This is a genomic window from Fodinicola feengrottensis (genome assembly GCF_039530045.1).
GTDB classification, from domain to species: domain Bacteria; phylum Actinomycetota; class Actinomycetes; order Mycobacteriales; family HKI-0501; genus Fodinicola; species Fodinicola feengrottensis.
This window is the reverse complement of the sequence record NZ_BAAANY010000036.1, coordinates 125,050-145,172: the sequence shown is the minus strand read 5'-3', so window position 1 is coordinate 145,172 and position 20,123 is coordinate 125,050. Positions and strand designations below refer to the sequence as shown.

The window sequence follows — 20,123 nt, the reverse complement described above, 5'->3', positions numbered from 1 at the left end:
GCCGCTACGCTCCCAACGCGATGTAAACGGCGACTCCGACCAACGCGACTCCGGTGGTACGCCGCACGAGATGGAACCACGGTTGCCGGAAATCCCCCAACAGCGACGGCCTTCGCAGCTGGAAGAGAATGCTGCGACCGACGATCGTCAGCACCCCCACGGTGGTCATCCCGCACAAGGTCAACCAGGACGCGCTCGGAGCCAGCAGCACCAGGCCGGTCAACGCCGCCCACGTCAGCGAGGTCGATTTCTGCGTGGTGAAAAGCAGCGAAAGGTCGAAACCCCACACCACTCCCAACTTGCCCGGCGGCATGGTTTTCAAGTACTGGACAGGAACCTGACGCCAGATGTGCGGCGTCTTGGCGGCCAGGTCGGCCACCGCGAAACCCACCAGCACCACGCCAGCGGCAATCTGCCGTACCAGTGGAGGCAGCAGCCAGGAAGCCAGCGATCCCAGCCCGAAAGCCACCGTCGCCAACAAAGCCGAAGCGACCATGCCTCCGACCCACAGACCAGCCAGAAATCTCGCGCCCTGGAATTTGCTGCGCCTGAGCATAGGACCGGCGACCCCGGCCATGGATTGGCCTCAAGGGCTGAAAATCTGCAGGATCGCGGCCACGCCACCGATCACGAGCCATACGGCCACCTGAGAGTCCACCTGTCGCTTTGGGTTGGCAGGCCTACGCTGACCTAGTTGTAGTGGCAGTCCGCGGCCGAATACTGGTCACCCGACGTCTCGCAGCAAGAGCAATGCAGGAATCCACCTGGCTCAGAGCAGTACCAGATGTAGGCGGCGTGCGCGTGGCAGTAGTCGTACGTGGTGTTGGCCGGGTAGTGGGCGAGGTTGCAGCAGTTCGGGCCGTTGGGCGACGCCGGCGCGGCAGACGCGGCCTTGGGTTTGCCGCCGAAGACGCCGGCCGAGACCAGCACGCCGGTGGCGCCGATCGCGGTCAGGATGCGCCTGCGGAGCACTGGCTTCTCGATCACTCCAGGAGTTTGTTCTGGTGCGGTCATGACACTCCTTCCAGTACGGTGGAAATCCGTCCGAGCAAGGGCTCGAGCCTGCTGAACGAATACGCCTCGACCAGGACACCGTCCTGGAAGCGCAGCGCCGTCGGGCTCGTTTTGACGCCGAAATTCGTCGAAACCCAACTGCCGCCGGCGTCGACGAGATGCGGCAGATGGCCAATCGAGTGCTGGCCGACGAAATCCTCACCGACCTGCGCCACCCCGCAGGACACCACGACACCGATGTCCGCCAGCTTTTCCGGGCGGTAGTTCGCCAGTTCGTCAGCCACGCTGTTGCAAGTGCTGCAGATGGAACTCAACACCAGCACAGTCGCCGAACGGCGATGCGCGAGACCACCAAGGGCTTCCGGCCAGTCGTTCATCACCGCGCCAGCGATGAAATCACTGTGCGACGCGACGCCGGGATCGTCCGCGGGGACCGGGATTCGAGTGGACAACTCACCCACCATGGCGAAAAGCACCACTACCGCGGCCGTCAGAAGAAGCAAAGCCAGAGCACCAACAACGATCATGTGGCCGACTCCGATCTGTTAAGAACGTTCCCGGCGATCACCAGGATCTGCTTGCGATGCGAGATGAGGAGCCAGCCCGCCGACAGCACGACGGCCGTCAAGGCACTGCCAACCGCCCATGTCTGCGCGTCGAGCACTGGCCATACGACCAGGTTCGCAGCCCCAGCGGCCACCAGCGCCACGCCCATCATGATGTTGGTGAGCCCCAACGGTTTCGTGCTTTCCGCACCGAAGCAGCCGCAAGGCTCGCTGCTGCCGCGCACCATGCCGGCGACACCGAGCACCACAAAACCGGCGCCCAGCAACGCGACCAGGAACTGGCCAGGGAGCCGCGCCGGAGGGATCGCATACGTGAATGCCGCCACGAACTCCAACGCGGCCAACACCCGTACCGCGACGGGGAGCTTGGGCGGCAAGGCTGGCACCAGCTCACGCAACGCACTCGCGGTCGTCGAAGGTTTGACGATCTTTGTCGCGGCAGCCCTCAACAAGATCGTCACCAGTACCGCATTGGCGCAGATGAGCGCCAGGTCGACGAGTATTATTGGATCACCTCCAGTTTTCCGTGCGGGTCGGACGAACCACAGCCAGAAGCACCTTTTGGTGAAGACTTGAACTAAGTAAAGGCAGAAAACGTTATCTGTCAAGAGCAAACGGCCACTGTGGTCAAACTGGCAGTTGGCGAACACCGTCCCGGAGAATTCGGCCTTATCGCGAGACGACTGTCAAGAGTCAATGACCACATGAGGATCGGCTCGTGGTGGCCAGAACCGGACCGAAGTCGAAGGCGACAGACCGATCACTTTACCGATAAAATCGGTGCCGGCGACAGCCGTCGCCGTGCCCACAGTCATTGCCCACTTGGGGGTTCAGCGATCAGGCGGTCGGCCAGACCGACATTTCCGTCAACGACGTGATCTGGGCGCTTTGCCCGGTCGTTTTCAACCGGACAAACCGCGCGTTCACCGTCACTGGCAGGGAAATCTCTTCGAATGCCGACAATGCGTGCACGGTCTTGCGAGTTGTCCACCGCACGCCGTCGTCGCTGCTGTCGACGGTCAGTGCGGCTGCGGCCAAGCCGTGCGCGAAGATCGTACGGACGGGCCGCGACTCCCCCAAATCCACCCAGACAGCGGTGTCAGCTGGGCAGGACTTACCGGTGGGCGCGGGCGTCGATCCGTCCGAGCAGGGCTGGAGGGGGAAACTCGCACCGAATCGGCCGTCGGTGAGCGGACAGGGATCCAGCCGTACGGCACCGGTCCAGCCCTGCACGAAACACGCCGCGCCGCGGGAAAGTGGCGCGCCCACGCCACCATCCGTGCGGATTTGCTGGCTTTGGTGGGTAATCGCGAAGGTGGTGTCCGGCCCGTCCACGGAACTGCTGGCAGTGACTCGAAACCCGGCCCGGGTGTCTTCCAGGGCGCGGGCGTCGACCCGGTCGCCGGGCTTCGCCGGCTGGCTCCACACCTGCGCGTCGCCGTCGACGAATTCCGCCGTGTAGCCGGAAACCGGCGACGGCAGGGCGTCCCAGCGTACGGTCACCTGGCCTCCAGCAGCCGCCGCGAGGTGGCTGGGTCGCCAAAAGGTCAGAGCCGGCACCGAAAGGTCGGTGCGCTGGATCTTGAAGTCGGACACCACGCTCGGCCCGGCCACCTCGGCGCCGGCCGGAGGCAGGCTGGCGGCGAGCGAGAAGAAGCTGGCCTCGCCGAAGAAACCCTGCACGTCCGAGCCCCGCATCCGGAACCGGTAGCCGCCGTTCGCGTCCGTACGCTGCTGCTGGACCGTTTTGCAGATCGGCAGCGATTCCTTACTCAGGCAGGAAACCAGGGCGGCTCCGGCTGTCAGGCCGACGGTGAGCAGTTCCGCCGGGTCCGGTGCGCGGAACAGCCCGGCCGCAATTTTGGGCGCCGCGCTGCCATCGGGCCGGAGCAGGCCGCCGTGCAGATCGACCATCGCCTTCGGGTCGACCTTGCTGGCCGCGCAGCCCACCACACCGCTGACCAGCAAGACGGCGAGGGCGGCGGACGCCACTGTCCGAAGACTGCGCATAAAGCCGAATGGTAATCGACGAGCGCCCGTCAGCGCGGCGACATCATGGCAGCGGCCGCGGCGGCCGTGGTGTCGATCAGCCGGCGCATCGCTCGCGACGCGGCCGCTGGCCGGTGCCCCTGCACAGCCAGCAGGACGGCGCGGTGCAGCGGCAGTGTCGCGCGCACCCCGCCCGGCAGGTGCGAGGTGGTCTGCAGAGAATGCCGAAGGCCGGTCTCCAGTAGCCGGCCGAGCTGCTCGATCAGCTGATTGCCGCTCGCACGCAACAAAATCAGGTGAAAGGCAAGATCCGCGCGGACGAAGTCGTCCTCCGACTCGGGCAACGCACCAGCGTGCTCGGCCATCCCGTCGTACGCGGCCTGCAGCGCGGCTACCTCGGCCGCGCTGGCCCGCTCGGCGGCGAGGCCGGCCGCACCCGGCTCCACTACCAGCCGAAGTTCCAGCAAGTGCGCGAGAAAGTCCGGGTCGCCGGCCCGGCCGTGCCACTCGATGACTTCCCGGTCCATCAGGTTCCAGTCGGCCCGCGGCAGCACCCGAGTGCCCAGCCGCGGCCGCGGCTCGACCAGCCCCTTGGCCGCCAACGCCTTGACGGCCTCCCGCACTCCCCCTCTGCTGACCTCCAGCTGCGCGGCCAGCTCCACCTCATTCGGCAGCTGGCTGCCGCTGGTCAGCTCGCCGGACACGATGCGCAGCCCCAGCCACTCCACCACCTGGCCATGCATCGTGCGGTGCCGGCCAAGCGGGCCGCCGCGGGTCGTGCTCACCGCAAAATCATCGAATCATTCGGTGATTATGTCAAACCGTGGCTCTTGACTCTATCGACGAATCATCCAATGATTCACCCACACGCGGACCGACCAGCCCGGCCCGCACCCGGACCAGACGGGATGTGTGGTCATCCATGCACGAGACCCAACCGGCCAGTTCCTCCAGGCGTACGGCGCTGAAGCTCCTGGGCACCGGCGGTGCCGCGGCGATGCTGTTGAGCGCCTGTACGGGCGTCAACGGGAAACCGACGGCGGCATCGGGCGCCGCCGGCTCCTTCCCGGCCACGCCGAAGTGGAAGTTCGTCTTCGTCAACCACGTCACCACAAACTCGTTCTTCGTACCCACCCGGAACGGCCTCGCCGACGCGGCCGCCCTCCTGGGCCTGCCGGCACCACAATGGACTGGCTCGGAGTCCGGCAACGTCTCGGAGATGGTGAACGCCTTCGACACCGCCATCAACGGCAACGCCGACGGGATCGCGATTGCACTGACCGACAGCAATGCCTTCGTCGAGCCGACCAAACGGGCCCTCGCCAAGGGAATTCCGGTGCTGGCGTACAACGCCTCGGCGGCCAAGAACTACGTGCTGACCTATGTCGGGCAGGACCTTTACCAATCCGGATTCCTGATGGGACAACGGATCGCCCAGGATGTCAGCTCCGGCGACATCCTGGTCGGGATTTCCCAGCCGGGCGGCAACAACGTGCAACCGCGGCTCGACGGGATCACCGCGGCGCTGAAGCAGGCCGCTCCGGCCGTACGAGTGCTGTCCATCAACACCGGCGCGGAACAGGCCAACGAGCTGAACGCCATCACCGCCGCCTACACCGGACATCCGTCCGCGAAAGGCATTTATGCCGTCGATGCCGGCAGCACCGCCTCGATCGCGCAGCTGATCACCAGCAAGAACCTGCAAGGCAAGATCCATGCCGGCGGATATGACCTGCTCGCCGACACTATCAAGGGGGTCGGCGCCGGAGCGCTCGACTTCACCATCGACCAGTCCGCCTACCTACAGGGCCTGTTGCCTGTTCTTTACCTTTATCTCTACCGATTGTCCGGCACACTGGTCACTCCACCCTTCACCGACACCGGGCTGACCTTCGTCACCAAGGACAACGTCGCCGGGTACGCGTCCGCGGACAGCAGGTACGAGGGTGGCCCGAAAAATACTGTCGGAACCATGCCCAAGGCGATCCCGTTGCCGCCGGAGACGACCGTTGGCCACTAACACGCTGATTGGCAGTCTCGTACGGATCCGCGAGTTGAGCATCCTGCTCGTGACGATCGCCTGTGCCGGCTACTTCGCCTTGACCAGCACCGGTTTCACGTCCCTCGACAACGGCCACACCATCGCGCAGTACATCGCGCCTTGGGCGATCGTCGGAGCGGGCGAGGCGATGTTGTTGATCTGCGGGGAAATCGACCTCTCCGCCGGTTTCGTCTTCACCTTGGCTCCGTTCGTTCTGGTGCTGCTCAACAACAACGGTCTGCCGCTGTTCGTCGCACTGCTCGCCACTGTGGTGATCTGCGCGCTGATCGGGACGGTCAACGGCCTCATCCGTACGCTTTTCAACCTGCCGTCCTTCATCACCACCCTGGGCATGGCATTTCTCCTGCAGGGCCTGTCCTTGATCATCTCCAACGGCTCGCCGGTGCCGGCACCGGCGGACACCTGGGTGCGTACGACATTCGGTGGCGCCCGCTGGTCGGAACTGACCTGGGCGCTGGTCATCATCGCCGTCATGCAGATCGTGTTGTCGGCCAGCAGATTCGGCATCTACACGCAGGCCACCGGCTCGAATCCGGTCGGCGCCGCGGAATCGGGCATCCGTACGAGCCGGGTGAAAGTCGTCAACTTCGCCGTGACCAGCGCCCTCGCCGGGTTCGGCGGCATTCTGGAGGGCATGCGGGTGGGATCGTTCGATCCCACCAACGGTGGGTTCAACACGATGTTTTTCGGTGTGGCGGCAGCGGTTATCGGTGGTACGGCACTGCTCGGCGGGTCCGGAACGGTCGTCGGCGCCCTGCTCGGCGCGCTGTTGCTCGGCATCGTCTACGACGGTTTCAACCTCACCGGGGTGAACGCGAACGCCTTCAATGTGGTGCTGGGCGTCGCCATCCTGGTCGCGATGTTCCTGAACACCTATCTGAGCGTGCTGCGCCGGCGGGCCAGCGCCGTACGGGGGCGGACATGACCGACACGGATATGATTCGCGCCGAGCACGTACGCAAGCGGTTCGGGCCGGTGACCGCTATTCAGGACGTGAACCTGCACGTACGCAAAGGGGAAATTCTCGGGCTGATCGGCGACAACGGCGCCGGCAAGTCCACTTTGATCAAGATCCTCACCGGATATCACCAACCCGATGGCGGCCAGCTTTTCTTCGAAGGAGAGCCCATCCACCTGCGTTCGGTGGTGCATGCCCGATCTCTCGGCATCGAAACGGTGTTCCAGGACCTGGCGATGATCGACGACCTGCCGGTCTACCTGAACCTGCACCTGAACAAGGAGCTGGTGCACCGGCCGCTGCCTTTCCTGCGTCGCAAGGAAATGCGTCGCAAGGCCCGGGAAGCGCTGGACTCGATCGGGATCACCATCGGGTCGGTCACCGACCCGGTCAGCCAGCTGTCCGGCGGCCAGCGGCAGGCCATCGCGGTGGCCAGGTCGGTTTTCTCGGACGCGAAGGTCCTGCTCCTGGACGAACCGTTGGCTGCCATGGGCGCGAAAGAAGGCGGGTTGATCCTTCGACTGCTGATGCAACTCAAGGAGCGCGGCGACCTGGCCATCATTCTGATTGCCCACAACTACAGCCAGATCGTCGACGTGTGCGACCGCGTCAACCTACTCCAACACGGCACGATCACCTTTGACAAAGCGTCAAAAGACACGTCGGTCGCCGAGCTCCTGGACCTCGTCCACGCCGAATACCGCCTCTGACCTACATGTTGATCATGTGCCCGGCGAGGCCGTGGATCGCTTCCTTGACGGCTTCGCCGAGGGTCGGGTGGGCGTGTACGTTGCGGGCGACCTCGTGCACGGTGAGGTCCCACTGTTGAGCGAGGGTGAGCTCGGGCAGCAGCTCGGTCACGTCCGGTCCGACCAGGTGGGCGCCGATGATCTCGCCGTACTTGGCGTCGCTGAGAATCTTCACAAAACCGCCGGTGTCGCCGAGGCCGGGCGCTTTTCCGTTCGCGGTGAAGGGGAATTTCGCCACTTTCACGTCGAAACCCTGTTCGCGGGCCTGCGCCTCGGTCCAGCCGAAGCTGGCGATCTGCGGCTGACAGTAGGTAGCACGCGGGATCATCACGTAGTCGAGCTCCATCGTCTCGGCGTTCCCGATGGTCTCGGCCGCGATAATGCCCATTGCCTCGGCGGCATGCGCCAGCATGAGTTTCGCTGTGACGTCCCCGATCGCGAAGATGTTCGGCACGTTCGTACGACACCGGCCATCCACCTCGATGGCGCCCCGCTCGGTCAGCTGGACACCGGTGTTTTCCAGGCCGTAGCCCTTGACCCTGGGCGCGAAGCCAATCGCCTGCAGGACCTTGTCCGCCTCCAGCACCTGCTGTTTGCCATCTTTTGTGACTGTCACTCGTACGTTCGTGCCAGTGTCCTCAATGGACTCGACTCGGGTCGAGGTGAGCACGTCGATGCCGAGCCGCCGGTAACGTTTGGCCAGCTCGGTGGAAACCTCGACATCCTCCGCCGGAACCACCCGATCGAGGAATTCCACGATGGTGACCTTCACGCCGTAGTTGTGCAGCACGTACGCGAATTCCACCCCGATCGCGCCGGCGCCGGCGATGATGATGCTCTCGGGCAGCTCGGCGCTGAGAATCTGCTCCTCGTACGTGACCACCCGCTCCCCCAGCGACGTGCCCGGCAGCAGCTTGGTGGTGGCGCCGGCCGCGACGATGCAGTGCCCGAAGGTCACCGTCTCCTCGCCGCCATCGGTCAGCTTGACCCGCAAAGTCGACGCGTCGGTGAAGGTGCCCCAGCCGGACAGCTCGGTGATCTTGTTCTTCTTCATCAGGAAGTGGACGCCCTTGACCCGTCCGTCCGCGACCTGCCGGCTGCGTTTGTACGCCTGGCCGTAGTCAAAACTCACCGTGCCGTCGACGTGGATCCCGAAGGTCTTGGCCTCGTTCTGGAAAACGTACGCCAGCTCCGCGTTGCGCAGGAGCGCCTTGGACGGGATGCAGCCCACATTCAGGCACACGCCGCCCCAGTACTTCTCCTCCACCACCGCGACACTGAATCCCAGCTGCGCGGCCCGGATGGCGGCCACGTACCCACCTGGGCCAGCGCCCAGGACCACGACGTCAAAGTGTTGAGTCACGTACCAGATGATATTTCGCGGGCAGCCGCGCCGCGCACCGGCGGCAGGATGATCCGGTCACTCGGTGCGGCGAGGACGACAGCGTCACCCCAGTTTGGCGATGATCTTGGCCGCAAGGGTCTTCTCGGCTGGTAGCCGGGAGTCCGCGCCGCCGGTGAAACTCGTCCAGTTGACGTCGACCCAGATCATCCCGTGCCGGAACGACAGGATGTAGTTGTTGACGAATGCCTGATCACCAGTGCCGGTCACTGGTTTGGAGTTCGGGTCGCTGGTCGACGCCGCCTGGAAAGCGTCCGGCGTGGTCGGGTTGAGGGTGATCTGCAACGCGCCGTCGTCCGGCTCCCACCTGCATATCCCTGCTGCGGTCGCTGGTACTCGCGGTGTGGTCGCTCACCGGACGGCCGCTGATGGCGGTCACGTCGGCATCGGTGAGCAGCGTGCACGGATCCGGGAGCGTACCCATGTCCGTCGACCCGCCGGTCGCGGTCGGCGTCGCCGTTTGCGGCTGCCTCGTCCCGGACGGCGGCGCCGTCGCGGTCGGCGACGCGCCGTGCGGCGAGGCGGCTTTGTCGGTCAACAGCCCGCATCTGCTCGCCGCGAATGTGGTGATCACGACCACCATCGCGGCCTGACATGTCCTTTTAGTAGACAAAGCTCAATCCCCGTCTGTTAACGCACAAGTGTCCGTTCAGCCTGTCGGACAGTCGGACTGGCTCGCGCCGGGAGAATTCCCAGGTTTCGCCGGCCCCGAGGCCGCGGGGTATGAATGAGGACATGAATCCTCTTCGTTTCGGGCTCAAGCTGAGCCAGGGCGCCACCATCGACGAGCTGCGGGCGATCTGGCGGATCGCCGACGAGTCCGGTTTCGACCACTGCTGGAACATGGACCATTTCGCGAGCCTGTTCGACGGCGGTGAGAGCGACATCTTCGAGGCGTGGACCGCTCTCGCTGGCATGGCCGCGCTGACCACCCGGACCCGAATTGGGTGCTCGGTGACCGGCAACACCTACCGCCATCCAGGCGTGCTCGCCAAGATGGCCGTCACCGTCGACCACCTTTCCGGTGGCCGACTGGAGTTCGGCATCGGGTCGGCGTGGGCCGACGAGGAGCACACCATGCTCGGGCTGCCGTTCGGTACGGTTCGGGACCGCGCCGACTGGCTGGAGGAGTCGTTGCAGATCATCCGCTCGCTGTGGACCCAGCCGCGGACGACTTTTGCCGGCAAGCACTACCAGATCACCGAGGCCATCGCCGAGCCCAAGCCCGTCCAGCGGCCGTATCCGCCGATCTGGATCGGCGGCAGCGGCCGGAAGCGGACATTGCGGATGGCCGCCGAATACGCCGACGTGTGGAACGCCGCGGGCGGTGAGCCGGCCGAGATCGCCGAACTGTCCGGGGTGCTCGACCAGCACTGCGCCGACATCGGCCGCGACCCGGCGGACATTCGCCGGTCCGTGCAGCTGCGGGTGCCCGACGACGTGGAGACGCTGTTGTCGCAGGTCGAGGCGTACGCGAAGATCGGCGTCACAGAGCCGGTCCTGATCGTCCGGGACAATCCGATCGCCCAGGCCGAGAAGGTCGCCGAGCTACTCCCCCGGCTGCGGTCGATCGGCTGATCCACACACTCAGCGTCACGGGTCCAGAGACCGTACAAAGCACCCGTGGTCCTGCCATAGGATGCGTTGACCGCTATACGTACCCAGGAGGGCCGTGTGATCGCTGGGCAGGAGCCAACTTCGGCGCTGCTGGCCGAAATCGCCAGCACCGGCACCGATCCGCATCGCGGTGGCTACTCGCGGCATCTGTTCACCGACGCGGAGTTGAGCTTGCGGGAGTGGTTCGCCGAGGCGGCGGCCCGGCGCGGGCTGACGGTCGAGGTGGACGGCAACACGAACCTGTGGGCATGGTGGGGTGAGCCCGGAGCAAGCGCTGTCATCACCGGGAGTCACCTGGACTCAGTGCCCGGCGGCGGCGCCTTCGACGGGCCGCTCGGAGTTGCCAGCGCGCTGGCCGCCGTCGACCTGCTGAGAGCCGACAATTTCCAGCCTGGCAAGCCTTTCGCGCTGGCGGTGTTCGCCGAGGAGGAAGGCGGCCGGTTCGGCCGGGCCTGCCTCGGTTCGGCGCTCACCGCCGGCGCGGTCGACCCGGCGGATGCCTTACGGCGTACCGATCCTGACGGCGTCAGCGTGGCCGACGCGGCCCGCCGGGCCGGCTTCGATCCGGCTGCTTTCGGCCCGGATCCAGACCGGGTCGCGCGGATCGGCCAGTTCGTCGAGCTGCACGTCGAGCAGGGCCGCGGGCTCGCCGACCTGGACACCCCAGTGGCGGTCGCCTCATCCATTCTGGCCCACGGCCGGTGGCGTTTTCGGTTTACCGGCCAGGGAAACCACGCTGGTACGACACGGCTTGAGGACCGTCGCGACCCGATGCTGCCGGCCGCCGCGACGGTGTTGGCGGCAAGGCGTACGGCCGCCAAACACCAGGCCCGAGCCACCGTCGGCCGGTTGCAACCGGTGCCCGGCGGCACCAATGTCATCGCGTCCACTGTGGACATGTGGCTGGATGCCCGTGACGACCGCGAAACCGTGGTTATGAACGTGGTCGACGACATCACGGCGGCGGCCGAGGCGGCCTGCCGGGAAGAGGGGTGCCAGGTCGTGGTGACCAAGGAGTCGTTCCTCGCCGAAGTGGCTTTCGATGCCGCACTTCGGGACCGGCTGTTGGAAACTCTCGACGGCGCGCCGGTGTTGCCCACCGGCGCCGGTCACGACGCCGGCGTGTTGGCCTCGTCCGTACCGACCGCGATGGTGTTCGTACGAAATCCGACCGGCATCAGCCACGCGCCCGAGGAACACGCCGAAACCGCCGACATCGAGGCCGGCAGTCGCGCCCTCGCGGCCGTGCTGCGGGAGCTCGCCCGATGACCGCCTTCCGGCTCCGGCACGCGTGGCTGCCGGGCGGCCTCGTCGGCCCGATCGAGATCGAGGTCGATCCCAAGGGCATCATTGTGGCGATCCGTACCGGTGGCCATTTCCCGGACGCCACCCATCTGCCCGGCCTCGTGGTGCCGGGTTTCGCCAACACCCATTCGCACGCTTTCCACCGGGCGCTGCGCGGTCGCGTACACGATGCGGCCGGCACTTTCTGGACGTGGCGGGAGCGAATGTACGCGCTCGCCGACATCCTGACACCCGACCTGGTATTCCAGCTGGCGCGGGCGGTTTACGCTGAAATGCTGGCAGCCGGCTACACGTCGGTCGGCGAGTTTCACTACCTGCACCACCAACCCGGCGGCAAGCCGTACGACGACCCGTACGCGATGACCGCCGCGCTGCATCGGGCGGCCACCGAGGTCGGCATCCGGCTGACCCTGCTGGACACCTGCTACCTGAGTGCCGGGATCGGCCCGGACCGCACTCCTATCCCGCTTTCCGAGCGACAGCTCCGATTCTCCGACGGCAGCGCGGATCGGTGGGCCTGGCGCTGGCGCGAACTGCGGGAAGTCTTCCCGGACGACCGGAGTTTCCGGCTGGGCGCGGCCATTCACTCGGTCCGCGCGGTGCCCGAGAACGCCATCGACAAAATCCTGTCCACAGTGGACGCCGACACTCCGCTGCATGTCCATCTTTCTGAGCAACCAGCGGAAAACGAGGACACCCTCGCCGCGTACAACCGCACCCCGACCGGCCTGCTGGCCGACCACGGCGCGCTCAGCCCGCGGACCACGGCCGTGCACGCGACTCACCTCACCGACACCGACATCTCGACGCTGGCCGACTCCCGTACGAGCATCGCCTTCTGCCCCACCACCGAAGCTGACCTGGCCGACGGCATCGGCCAGGCCGGCCGGTTGCACGCCGCCGGCACGCCCCTGTGCATCGGCAGCGACCAGCACGCACAGATCGACCCGCTCGCCGAGATTCGCGCGCTGGAATACGGCGAACGCCTATTGTCTGGCACTTTTGCCAGCCTCGGCGAGGAAAAGTCCGGCCAGCGGGTGCATTTCAGCCCGGCCGAGCTGATTTCCTTCGGTACGGTCAACGGCCACCGCAGCCTCGGCTGGCAGGACGCCGGACAGCTCGTCGTCGGCGCGCCTTTTGACGTCGTATGCCTGCAGACCGACTCACCTCGTACCGCCGGCGCCCAGCCCGACCAGCTGGTGATGGCCGCAACGGCCAGCGACGTGCTGCTCACCGTCGTCGGCGGCCGAATCGTGGTCCGCCAAGGCCGCCACCACACCCTTGGCCGCCCCAGCGAACTCCTCACCGCCGCCATCGAATCCGCCTGGTCCGCCGCCAAATAAACCGCCCCTCTAGCTAATCGAGGAATGCCACCCTCTCCTAGAGAAGGCTTCCGGTGTTGCTGGTGGGGCTGTTTTAGTTAGCTACCCCAACGAAATTCAGCTATTCGAACAGGCGTACGATGTTCGGTATGGGTTGGACAGTGCGGTGGTCCCATGGTCAGTCGGCGGCGCCGGCTGATCTGGGAGATGACGCGCTGGTTGGGGACGTGGTGGAATGCGAGCGGATGCGGGCAATGATTGATGCCCGTCAGGTGGCGTCTTTCGCTGAGTTGGCGCGTCGCCGTGTGGTTGCCGGGCCTTCGTTGGTGAATGAGTCCATGACCGCGACGCGTGAGCGGGTGGTGAAGTGGTGTGCGGCGGATTTCGCGCCGGCTCTGCGGGTGGCGCAGGTGACCGCCCAACACCGCCTGGACACCGCGATCCAGCTCTATAGCGACTTCCCTGCCGTCTGGAAGGCATTGGCCGCCGGGGTGATCACCAGTCCCAAGGCCAGGATCTTCCTGGAGATGCTGGAGAAACTTCCCGCTGATCTCGCCGCGGAGGTCATCGATGCGACCTTGCCAGATGCGGGTGACCGTACGCCTGGGCAGCTGCGTAAAGCGATCCAGCGGGCGATCATCGCGGTCGATCCGCAGGCCGCCCAGGATCGTCACGAGGAGGCGAAGCAACAGCGGCGGGTGCAGTCGTCGCCAGCAGATGATTCGATGGCGTGGATGCGGGCCTATCTGACCGCTGATGAGTTGGCCTCGATCATGTCGATCCTGGACGCGTACGCACACTCCTGCCCAGACGACGACCCGCGATCAATGGACGTCCGCCGCGCGGACGCGCTGCTGGACCTGATCACCGGCGGCAGCCTGGGTGATATCCCGTCACCGCAACTCCCGGACAATGACCTCCCGGACAATGACACCGACAACAGCAACGGAGTCAACCAACCCGCAGCCGACGACACCGGTGTAAGCGGTGGTGGCATCGACGACTGCGGGTACGAGCCGTCCACTTCCCCAGCAACTGCAGCGGGTTCCGCTTTCCACCAGCGCCCGCGCAAGCCCGGCGTTGACCTGCGAGTAGTCGTCGGGGCCGGCACACTGCTCGGCCTAGACGACAAGCCTGCGTTTTTGGCCGGGTACGGCGCGATCCCGGCCAGCATGGCCCGCCGACTCGCCAAAGACTCCACCTGGCGGCGACTACTCACCGACCCCAGCTCCACCAAGCTCATGGAAGCCGGTCGAGCACGTTATCGACCATCGATGGCGTTGCAGGAATTCATCGAAGCCCGAGACATCACCTGCCGCTGGCCCGGCTGCCGTACCGCCGCCCAACGTTGCGACAAAGACCACTCCACCCCGTTTCCGGACGGGTGCACCTGCAAAGAAAACCTCCTCTGCCTCTGCCGTTTCCACCACCGGCTCAAAACACATTCCGACTGGAAAGTCAGACTCGACCCCGACGGCACCTACACCGTCATGAGCCCCACCGGACGCACCTACATCACCGAGCCACCACCACCCGGCGAAGACGACGCGCCTCCGACCAGAAACCGGCGACGCGGATCGATCTACCTAAACGACAAGGACGAACCACGCGTCCAGCCGCCCCCACCCGAAAAACCCGCCACCTGGCCAGCCGAACCGCCCTTCTGAAGGATTTCAGACAGAGAATCACGGCTTAGTACGCCAGAGGGCGGTGACGTCGTCCTCCGGGGGTTCGGTGACCATCTCGCCGGTGGAGCCGAACTGACGCGCCTTTCCGTGGTAGACCGGCCAACCTGGGTTTCCGGTGGTGGCGAAGCGGCTCCAAGCGGCGATCATTTCGTCGCGTACGGCCAGATTTTCCGGCGTTTGCGCGTTGATCGCGGCCAAGCCGTCGAAAATATAGGCGAGTTCGGCGCCGTGGCAGGCGCCCAGGGCCGGGCCGAAGGGTTCGGCGACGAAGAGGGCCGCGTACGCCCGGCCGCCGGCGGCGACCTGGGCCTGGGCCAGTTGGATCACCGGCACTTTGTAGATGGCGTCACTGAGGAACAGTGTTCGCAACTCGGTGAGGTCCGCTTGGGGAGCCCGCTTTCGGTACGCGGCAAGGACATCCGCCGGCCGATCGAAACCGGCGGAGGAGATCTCGGCGAGCAGGGCGGCCTCGTTGGCCGGTGCGTACGCGGGTCCCTGCATCGCCTGGAACAGTCGCATCTCGTCCCGGTTCGCGCTGACCAGCAGTGGGATGTCGACCACAGCGCGGGCGATCACCGCATCTTGCGGACGTTGCGGCATGACCTTACCGTCCAAAACGGCACCCCAGGAGCGACCACCGGGCAGGTTGCGGCGGCCGAGGTTGTTGTCGATCACGGTCGGCTGCACCGCCAGGAACCGCTCCGTCGGCACGTCCACCAGAGCGTCCACAGTGGACACTCCGAGCTTCGCCATCAGGTCCGCCGCGATGTCATTGACTGTCTCGGTGGAGAATATCCGTGAGGTGCTGCCGCTGCTCAGAATCGCCTTGCCGAAGGTGCCGGCGGCCGCGGGCATCGCGAGCAGAGCGCCGACCGAGAACGCGCCGGCGGACTGGCCGGCCACCGTGATGTTGTCCGGGTCGCCGCCGAAAGCGGCGATGGTGTCCTTCACCCAGTGCAGCGCGAGCGCCTGGTCCTGCAGGCCGAGGTTGGTGGAGCCGGCCCACTCCGGACCACCGAGGTCGGCCAGGTGCAGGAAGCCGAGCGCGCCCACCCGGTAGTTCAGCGCGACGACGACCACATCCGCCCGCCGCGCCAGCGCGGCACCATCGGTGTCGGGCGGCGACGCCGATCCCATCTCATACCCACCGCCGTAGATCCAGACGATCACCGGCCGGCTCCCGGCCACGTCCGGCGTCCACACGTTCAGATACAGACAGTCCTCACTGATCGGCACCTCTTCGGCTGCCCCGTCGGCGCCGAACGTGGCGGAGTCCAGCGCCATGCCGGCGAACCCGGCCTGCGCCGGCTTGGGCGGGAAGCGGATCGCGTCCCGTACGCCTTCCCACGGCCGCACGGGACGCGGCGGCCGCAGCCGGAGCGGCCCGACCGGCGGCTCGGCGAACGGCACTCCGGCGAACAGTGCCCCGCCAGCGGACATCGGCAACCCCCGCAGCCGGCCGTACGAGGTCTTGATGGTGTACGCGTCAGTCATACCTTGATCATTGTCGGCGACAGGCGCTCTTTCCAGTGCTGGCAGCCCAGCGTCACATCTGTGGCGGGCCTGCGCGAACGCCGAATGGCGGTGCGGGCCGGGCACCGGTACGCCCGCGGCTGGGTCTGCGGCGGCTGGACCTAGGTCGTCGAGCGTACGACCAGCTCGGTGGGCAGGATGACCTTGCGGCGGGTCTTCCCGCCGGTGATCGCGGCAACCATCAGCCGGGCGAGTTCGCGGCCCATCTGTACGGTCGGCTGCGAAACCGTGGTCAACGGCAGCCAGGCCCGCCCACTGTCCAGGTCATCGCCGAAACCAATCACCGCGACCTCGCGCGGGACGCGTTTCTTGGCCGTACGCAAAGCTTCCAGCACACCGACGGCATTGACATCGGACGCGGTCAGAATGGCGTCGAAAGGCACGTCACGGGAGATCAGCTCGGCGGTGCCGGCCCGCGCGCCTTCCTCGGTGTAGTCCGAGGAGACCACCAGAGCCGGGTCTTCCGGCAGCCCGACGGCGGCGAGTCCGCGCTGGTAGCCGGCATACCGGTCGTGGCTAGAGCGTTTTGTCGGAATTCCGGTGACGGTCGCGATTCGCCGGCGGCCATTCGCGTACAGATATTCGACAGCCCGCCGGGCACCGCCGACATTGTCCGCGTCGACATAGCAGGCACCCGGGGTGGCGAACGGTTTTCCCAGGAAAACCACTGGAACTCCGGTGTCCTGCAAGATCCGACCGAAGGAATCGCCGCGTTGCGGTGCCAACAACATCACGCCGTCCACGTGCCGGCCGCGGACGTAGTCCTCCAGCCAGGTCCGGTCGGTGGCGGACCGGGCGACCACGATGACGAAGCGGTACGGGGTGTCCGCCAGCTCGGCCGACACGCCTTCCACCATGCCAGCGAAAAACGGCTGGCCGAGCATCTGCGTCTGGTCCTCCGCGACGACCAGGCCGACGGTGTCCGAGCGGCTGGTGACGAGCTGGCGGGCGGCGAGGTTCGGCACATACCCGAGGGCGGCGATCGCCTCCCGGACATTCTTCTCGACCTCCGGGCTGACCGGCGTGGATCCCCGCACCACCCGGGAAACCGTGGACGCCGACACCCCGGCGCGGGCCGCGACCGCGTCCAACGTCGGCCGCTCCGGCTGAGACGGGCCCATTTCACCCCCAAAGATGACGCGCCGTCCCACCCCCACCACGGTCGGTCTGGCATTCGCTTCGGGTCTGACACTAGCGAACCGGCGAGCGCGGTTCGTACGGGTCCGCCGTCGCGCCGCCTACGAACGAAAGCGCAGGGGGCCCCTTCGAGTGAAAGGACCCCCTGCGAGCGTACGTACGAGCGAGGCCTAGCTGAATGCTCCCAGGCCGTGCGGCGCGCCGACCCCGGTCGGGCCGTCCCACCCGGCGACGCCGGTGCAGAGCGCCACATGCGCGCTGCAGTCGGTGGCACCGTTCTGCGCGTTGCTGCCGCCGACGATGTCGGTGATGCTGCCGGCCGGCGCCGAGTACATCGTGTTCGGACCCTCGACCGAGGACAGCGCGCCACCGCGGGTGTAAAGCGCCGCGATGAACGGCGAGGCCGCGCTCGTACCGCCGACGGTCAACCAACCGCCGCCGGTGCCACTGTCCGGTGTGTACGTGTCGTACACCGAAACTCCGGTGTACGGGTCAGCGTCCGCGGACACGTCCGAGGTGGCCCGGTGACCGGCGCAGTTCGCCGAAGCCGCCGCCGACTGGCCGACCGCGGCCGCCAGGTTCGTCGCGCACCCACTGCCCGCGCCCACGAAACTCGTGGTGCCCTGCGAGTTGGTGAACGTGCCGCCCCATGCCTTCTGCGTGAAGGTCTGACCGCCGTCGGTGGTGGTCAGCGTCGTACCGCCGGCCGAGGTCACCCATGGCAGCTGCTGCGGCCAGATCTGTGTGTTGCCGGCATATCCACCGTCACCGGAGGACGCCACCACGGCCATTCCCTTGTGGTGCAAGGCAATCGCCGGCGCGCCGGCGCCGATGTAGCTGGCCTGCAGGCCCGGCGGCAGGCCATAGCTCATGCTCACCGACTTCGCGCCGAGGGTCGCCGCCTCCTTGACCGCGGTGCCGAAGTCGTCGGCCAGCGCGCCAGGCAGCTGCAGCGTCGCCGCCTCCAGCAGCTTGAGCAGGCTCATCGGAATCTGTACGACGGTGATGTGGCAGGTCGGGCAACCCGCCGACGCCATGTCGACGTCCAGCGCGGTCTCGGTCGCGTACGATTCCTCGACCGAGGCCAGCGACGAGTCCGGGGCGAGCGCCGGGCCACCGTGGTAGTCCACGATTTTCAGGCAACCGTTGGCAACTGTGCAGGCCGAGAGGCCGTAGTAGCTGCGGTACGTGCCGAGGTCGGCCTCAAGATTCGGGTACGCCCCAACCGCCACGATCGACTCGGTGCTGGTCGGGCCGACGGTCGGAGCCGGCAGGAAATACGCCTTCGCGAGGTCTCCCGGGCCGTAGCCGGTCGGCGTCGCGGTGGTCATCGGGGTGGCCGAGCCCTTGCTGGTCGTCACCGTCAACAGGTCGCAGCCGAGGTTTACGAGCCGGCCCCGCAGCTGGGTCTGACAGTTGTGCCGGACGCCGTGCGTCGCGGCGAGATTTCCGGCTCGTACCGCCTTGGCCACCGCGGCGGCATTGGGGGTATTAGGCTGTTTTGTCGGTGCTGCGGAGGCTGGTGCCGCCGCCACCACCAACGCAGAAGCGGCCGCCGCAGCGACCACTAATCTGATGATTTTCCTGGTTCTGCCGGATTTGGACACCCGCATACCGCCACCGCCCTCGTGAAGAACAGCCGCTAATTACCGTGCAAATGGGACCAAGACCGCCGCTACTTGGCGGTAGCGGCCAGCGCAACCTAAACCCGCTTCAGAAGTCTTGACAAGACTCCTTGCCAAATTCGGTCAGAATTGCGAACTATTTCCTGATTCTCCGGTTAAGCGCAAGTTAAAGAGCGGAAAAAGTCGGTCGGCATTCAGGTACGTACAAATGCCCGCTATCCGTTCGCCGCGAATATCGAAGAGCACCAACGCCCATGGCTTGTAGCCGCCACCGGACGCCGGGACATATTGCCCGTACGCCGGCATGCCACTCGCCTCGACCGGCACGAACACCGAGCCCTTGCACGGTCCGTCGGCGCCGCCCACCCAGGCGCCCCGGATCGCCTCCCGGCCGCGCAACCACCATCGGAACGGCGGCATGGACATGGTCGCGTCTTCGTGCAACAACGCGGTGAGCGCTTCCACGTCGTACCGCTCAAAGGCGTCGACGTACCGGCCGAGAAGTTTTCGCTGCTCATCGTCCATCGGCCGGCCAGCGGCCAGCTCTCGACTGTCCATAGTGGACCGTGCGCGTTGCAACGCGCTGTTGACCGAGGCCACCGACGCGTCCAGCAGATCGGCCACTTCGTCGGCTTTCCAGCGCAACACGTCACGCAGGATGAGCACGGCGCGCTGTTTTGGCGGCAGCTGCTGCAGGGCGGCCACGAAGGCCAGCCGCACGGTCTCCCGCTGAGCCGCCAGCTCGGCGGGATCGGCGTGCGCCGCCAGCACGCGGCTCGACGGAATCGGCTGCACCCAGGCACTGTCCGGCAACGGCACCCCGATCGGCGACCCGGGCTGGCTCGGAGCGCTCAGATCCATCGGACGAGCCCGCCGCTGCACACTGCGGAGCATGTCGAAACAGACGTTCGTGGCGATCGCGTAGACCCAGGTCTTAAGCGACGCCCGGCCGCCCTGGAAGCCGTCGATGCTCTGCCACGCGCGTACGAACGCCTCCTGCACGGCGTCCTCGGCCTCGAAACCGGACCCCAGCAAGCGATAGCAGTAGCCAGTGAGCCCGATCCGGTGCTCCTCCAGCCGTACGTCCAACCCTTCGGCCACGCCCATCCCCCAACCCTACGTAATGACCTGGCCAGCACGTGGATATCGTGTACGT

General features: G+C 66.3%; 20 protein-coding genes. 8 read left to right on the top strand and 12 right to left on the bottom strand.

Features of this window, described 5'->3' with window-relative positions; all coding sequences use genetic code 11:
* Positions 1-4: 4 nt before the first annotated feature.
* The 6 genes from ABD301_RS34780 to ABD301_RS34755 all read right to left on the bottom strand — a co-directional run bounded on the left by ABD301_RS34780 (position 5) and on the right by ABD301_RS34755 (position 4,354).
* Entirely contained in the window at positions 5-496 is a 492-nt protein-coding gene (locus ABD301_RS34780; protein WP_344314420.1) for a hypothetical protein, read from the bottom strand.
* A gap of 194 nt (positions 497-690) precedes the next feature.
* Entirely contained in the window at positions 691-1,014 is a 324-nt protein-coding gene (locus ABD301_RS34775) for a hypothetical protein (protein ID WP_163567175.1), read from the bottom strand.
* The gene (locus ABD301_RS34770) at positions 1,011-1,541 is read right to left on the bottom strand and encodes a hypothetical protein (protein WP_344314419.1); all 531 of its coding nucleotides are present in this window, start codon (positions 1,539-1,541) and stop codon (positions 1,011-1,013) included. The genes ABD301_RS34775 and ABD301_RS34770 overlap by 4 nt, the downstream gene beginning before the upstream one ends.
* The gene (locus ABD301_RS34765; RefSeq protein WP_344314418.1) at positions 1,538-2,230 is read right to left on the bottom strand and encodes a MauE/DoxX family redox-associated membrane protein; all 693 of its coding nucleotides are present in this window, start codon (positions 2,228-2,230) and stop codon (positions 1,538-1,540) included. The genes ABD301_RS34770 and ABD301_RS34765 overlap by 4 nt, the downstream gene beginning before the upstream one ends.
* 187 nt (positions 2,231-2,417) lie before the next feature.
* A complete protein-coding gene (locus ABD301_RS34760) occupies positions 2,418-3,590 on the bottom strand; it encodes a discoidin domain-containing protein (protein ID WP_344314417.1) in 1,173 nt (390 codons plus the stop codon).
* Positions 3,591-3,619: 29 nt separating this feature from the next.
* Positions 3,620-4,354 carry a FadR/GntR family transcriptional regulator gene (locus ABD301_RS34755; protein ID WP_344314416.1) on the bottom strand — a complete coding sequence of 245 codons (735 nt, stop codon included), beginning with the start codon at positions 4,352-4,354 and terminating at the stop codon, positions 3,620-3,622.
* A gap of 137 nt (positions 4,355-4,491) precedes the next feature.
* On the opposite strand from ABD301_RS34755, the gene ABD301_RS34750 reads away from it, so the two are divergent.
* The 3 genes from ABD301_RS34750 to ABD301_RS34740 are packed head-to-tail and all read left to right on the top strand — an operon-like array spanning position 4,492 to position 7,299.
* Positions 4,492-5,589 (top strand): substrate-binding domain-containing protein, encoded by a 1,098-nt coding sequence (locus tag ABD301_RS34750; protein WP_163567179.1) that lies wholly within the window; start codon positions 4,492-4,494, stop codon positions 5,587-5,589.
* Positions 5,579-6,556 (top strand): ABC transporter permease, encoded by a 978-nt coding sequence (locus ABD301_RS34745; RefSeq protein WP_163567180.1) that lies wholly within the window; start codon positions 5,579-5,581, stop codon positions 6,554-6,556. Before ABD301_RS34750 ends, ABD301_RS34745 begins: the two co-directional genes overlap by 11 nt.
* Complete coding sequence (locus ABD301_RS34740; RefSeq protein WP_344314415.1) at positions 6,553-7,299, top strand: ATP-binding cassette domain-containing protein; 747 nt, start codon at positions 6,553-6,555, stop codon at positions 7,297-7,299. Before ABD301_RS34745 ends, ABD301_RS34740 begins: the two co-directional genes overlap by 4 nt.
* 1 nt (position 7,300) lies before the next feature.
* Here ABD301_RS34740 and lpdA read toward each other — a convergent pair whose 3' ends face one another.
* Together lpdA and ABD301_RS34730 are read right to left on the bottom strand one after the other, a co-directional pair.
* Positions 7,301-8,701 (bottom strand): dihydrolipoyl dehydrogenase, encoded by a 1,401-nt coding sequence (gene lpdA / locus ABD301_RS34735; protein ID WP_344314414.1) that lies wholly within the window; start codon positions 8,699-8,701, stop codon positions 7,301-7,303.
* Positions 8,702-8,785: 84 nt separating this feature from the next.
* Positions 8,786-9,025, bottom strand: coding sequence for a hypothetical protein (locus ABD301_RS34730; RefSeq protein WP_163567181.1), 240 nt, complete (start codon positions 9,023-9,025; stop codon positions 8,786-8,788).
* A gap of 137 nt (positions 9,026-9,162) precedes the next feature.
* Here ABD301_RS34730 and ABD301_RS34725 point away from each other — a divergent pair, with 137 nt between their 5' ends.
* The 5 genes from ABD301_RS34725 (at position 9,163) to ABD301_RS34705 (ending at position 14,651) form a co-directional block, all read left to right on the top strand.
* Complete coding sequence (locus ABD301_RS34725; RefSeq protein WP_344314413.1) at positions 9,163-9,333, top strand: hypothetical protein; 171 nt, start codon at positions 9,163-9,165, stop codon at positions 9,331-9,333.
* Between the two features lie 142 nt (positions 9,334-9,475).
* Positions 9,476-10,318: an LLM class F420-dependent oxidoreductase gene (locus tag ABD301_RS34720; RefSeq protein WP_344314412.1), complete on the top strand. Its 843-nt coding sequence runs from the start codon at positions 9,476-9,478 to the stop codon at positions 10,316-10,318.
* A gap of 96 nt (positions 10,319-10,414) precedes the next feature.
* On the top strand, positions 10,415-11,626 hold the full coding sequence (locus ABD301_RS34715) for an allantoate amidohydrolase (protein ID WP_344314411.1): 1,212 nt from the start codon (positions 10,415-10,417) through the stop codon (positions 11,624-11,626).
* Positions 11,623-13,005, top strand: coding sequence for a formimidoylglutamate deiminase (locus tag ABD301_RS34710; protein ID WP_344314410.1), 1,383 nt, complete (start codon positions 11,623-11,625; stop codon positions 13,003-13,005). The genes ABD301_RS34715 and ABD301_RS34710 overlap by 4 nt, the downstream gene beginning before the upstream one ends.
* Positions 13,006-13,124: 119 nt before the next feature.
* Positions 13,125-14,651, top strand: coding sequence for an HNH endonuclease signature motif containing protein (locus tag ABD301_RS34705; RefSeq protein ID WP_344314409.1), 1,527 nt, complete (start codon positions 13,125-13,127; stop codon positions 14,649-14,651).
* A gap of 18 nt (positions 14,652-14,669) precedes the next feature.
* On the opposite strand, the gene ABD301_RS34700 is transcribed toward ABD301_RS34705, so the two are convergent.
* The 4 genes from ABD301_RS34700 to ABD301_RS34685 form a co-directional block, all read right to left on the bottom strand.
* Positions 14,670-16,166, bottom strand: coding sequence for a carboxylesterase/lipase family protein (locus ABD301_RS34700; protein ID WP_344314408.1), 1,497 nt, complete (start codon positions 16,164-16,166; stop codon positions 14,670-14,672).
* A 140-nt stretch (positions 16,167-16,306) separates the two neighbouring features.
* A complete protein-coding gene (locus ABD301_RS34695) occupies positions 16,307-17,326 on the bottom strand; it encodes a LacI family DNA-binding transcriptional regulator (RefSeq protein WP_344314407.1) in 1,020 nt (339 codons plus the stop codon).
* Positions 17,327-17,512: 186 nt separating this feature from the next.
* On the bottom strand, positions 17,513-18,910 hold the full coding sequence (locus ABD301_RS34690; protein WP_344314406.1) for a S8/S53 family peptidase: 1,398 nt from the start codon (positions 18,908-18,910) through the stop codon (positions 17,513-17,515).
* Between the two features lie 180 nt (positions 18,911-19,090).
* Positions 19,091-20,074 (bottom strand): sigma-70 family RNA polymerase sigma factor, encoded by a 984-nt coding sequence (locus ABD301_RS34685; RefSeq protein ID WP_344314405.1) that lies wholly within the window; start codon positions 20,072-20,074, stop codon positions 19,091-19,093.
* Positions 20,075-20,123: the final 49 nt, after the last annotated feature.

Excerpts from the sequence above, each read along its gene's own strand:
- ABD301_RS34740 (WP_344314415.1), top strand. The coding sequence starts at position 6,553 with ATGACCGACACGGATATGATTCGCGCCGAGCACGTACGCAAGCGGTTC.
- ABD301_RS34775 (WP_163567175.1), bottom strand. The coding sequence starts at position 1,014 with ATGACCGCACCAGAACAAACTCCTGGAGTGATCGAGAAGCCAGTGCTC.
- ABD301_RS34725 (WP_344314413.1), top strand. The coding sequence starts at position 9,163 with ATGTCCGTCGACCCGCCGGTCGCGGTCGGCGTCGCCGTTTGCGGCTGC.
- ABD301_RS34705 (WP_344314409.1), top strand. The coding sequence starts at position 13,125 with ATGTTCGGTATGGGTTGGACAGTGCGGTGGTCCCATGGTCAGTCGGCG.
- ABD301_RS34750 (WP_163567179.1), top strand. The coding sequence starts at position 4,492 with ATGCACGAGACCCAACCGGCCAGTTCCTCCAGGCGTACGGCGCTGAAG.
- ABD301_RS34700 (WP_344314408.1), bottom strand. The coding sequence starts at position 16,166 with ATGACTGACGCGTACACCATCAAGACCTCGTACGGCCGGCTGCGGGGG.
- ABD301_RS34720 (WP_344314412.1), top strand. The coding sequence starts at position 9,476 with ATGAATCCTCTTCGTTTCGGGCTCAAGCTGAGCCAGGGCGCCACCATC.
- ABD301_RS34710 (WP_344314410.1), top strand. The coding sequence starts at position 11,623 with ATGACCGCCTTCCGGCTCCGGCACGCGTGGCTGCCGGGCGGCCTCGTC.
- ABD301_RS34760 (WP_344314417.1), bottom strand. The coding sequence starts at position 3,590 with ATGCGCAGTCTTCGGACAGTGGCGTCCGCCGCCCTCGCCGTCTTGCTG.
- ABD301_RS34780 (WP_344314420.1), bottom strand. The coding sequence starts at position 496 with ATGGTCGCTTCGGCTTTGTTGGCGACGGTGGCTTTCGGGCTGGGATCG.
- ABD301_RS34770 (WP_344314419.1), bottom strand. The coding sequence starts at position 1,541 with ATGATCGTTGTTGGTGCTCTGGCTTTGCTTCTTCTGACGGCCGCGGTA.
- ABD301_RS34695 (WP_344314407.1), bottom strand. The coding sequence starts at position 17,326 with ATGGGCCCGTCTCAGCCGGAGCGGCCGACGTTGGACGCGGTCGCGGCC.
- ABD301_RS34685 (WP_344314405.1), bottom strand. The coding sequence starts at position 20,074 with ATGGGCGTGGCCGAAGGGTTGGACGTACGGCTGGAGGAGCACCGGATC.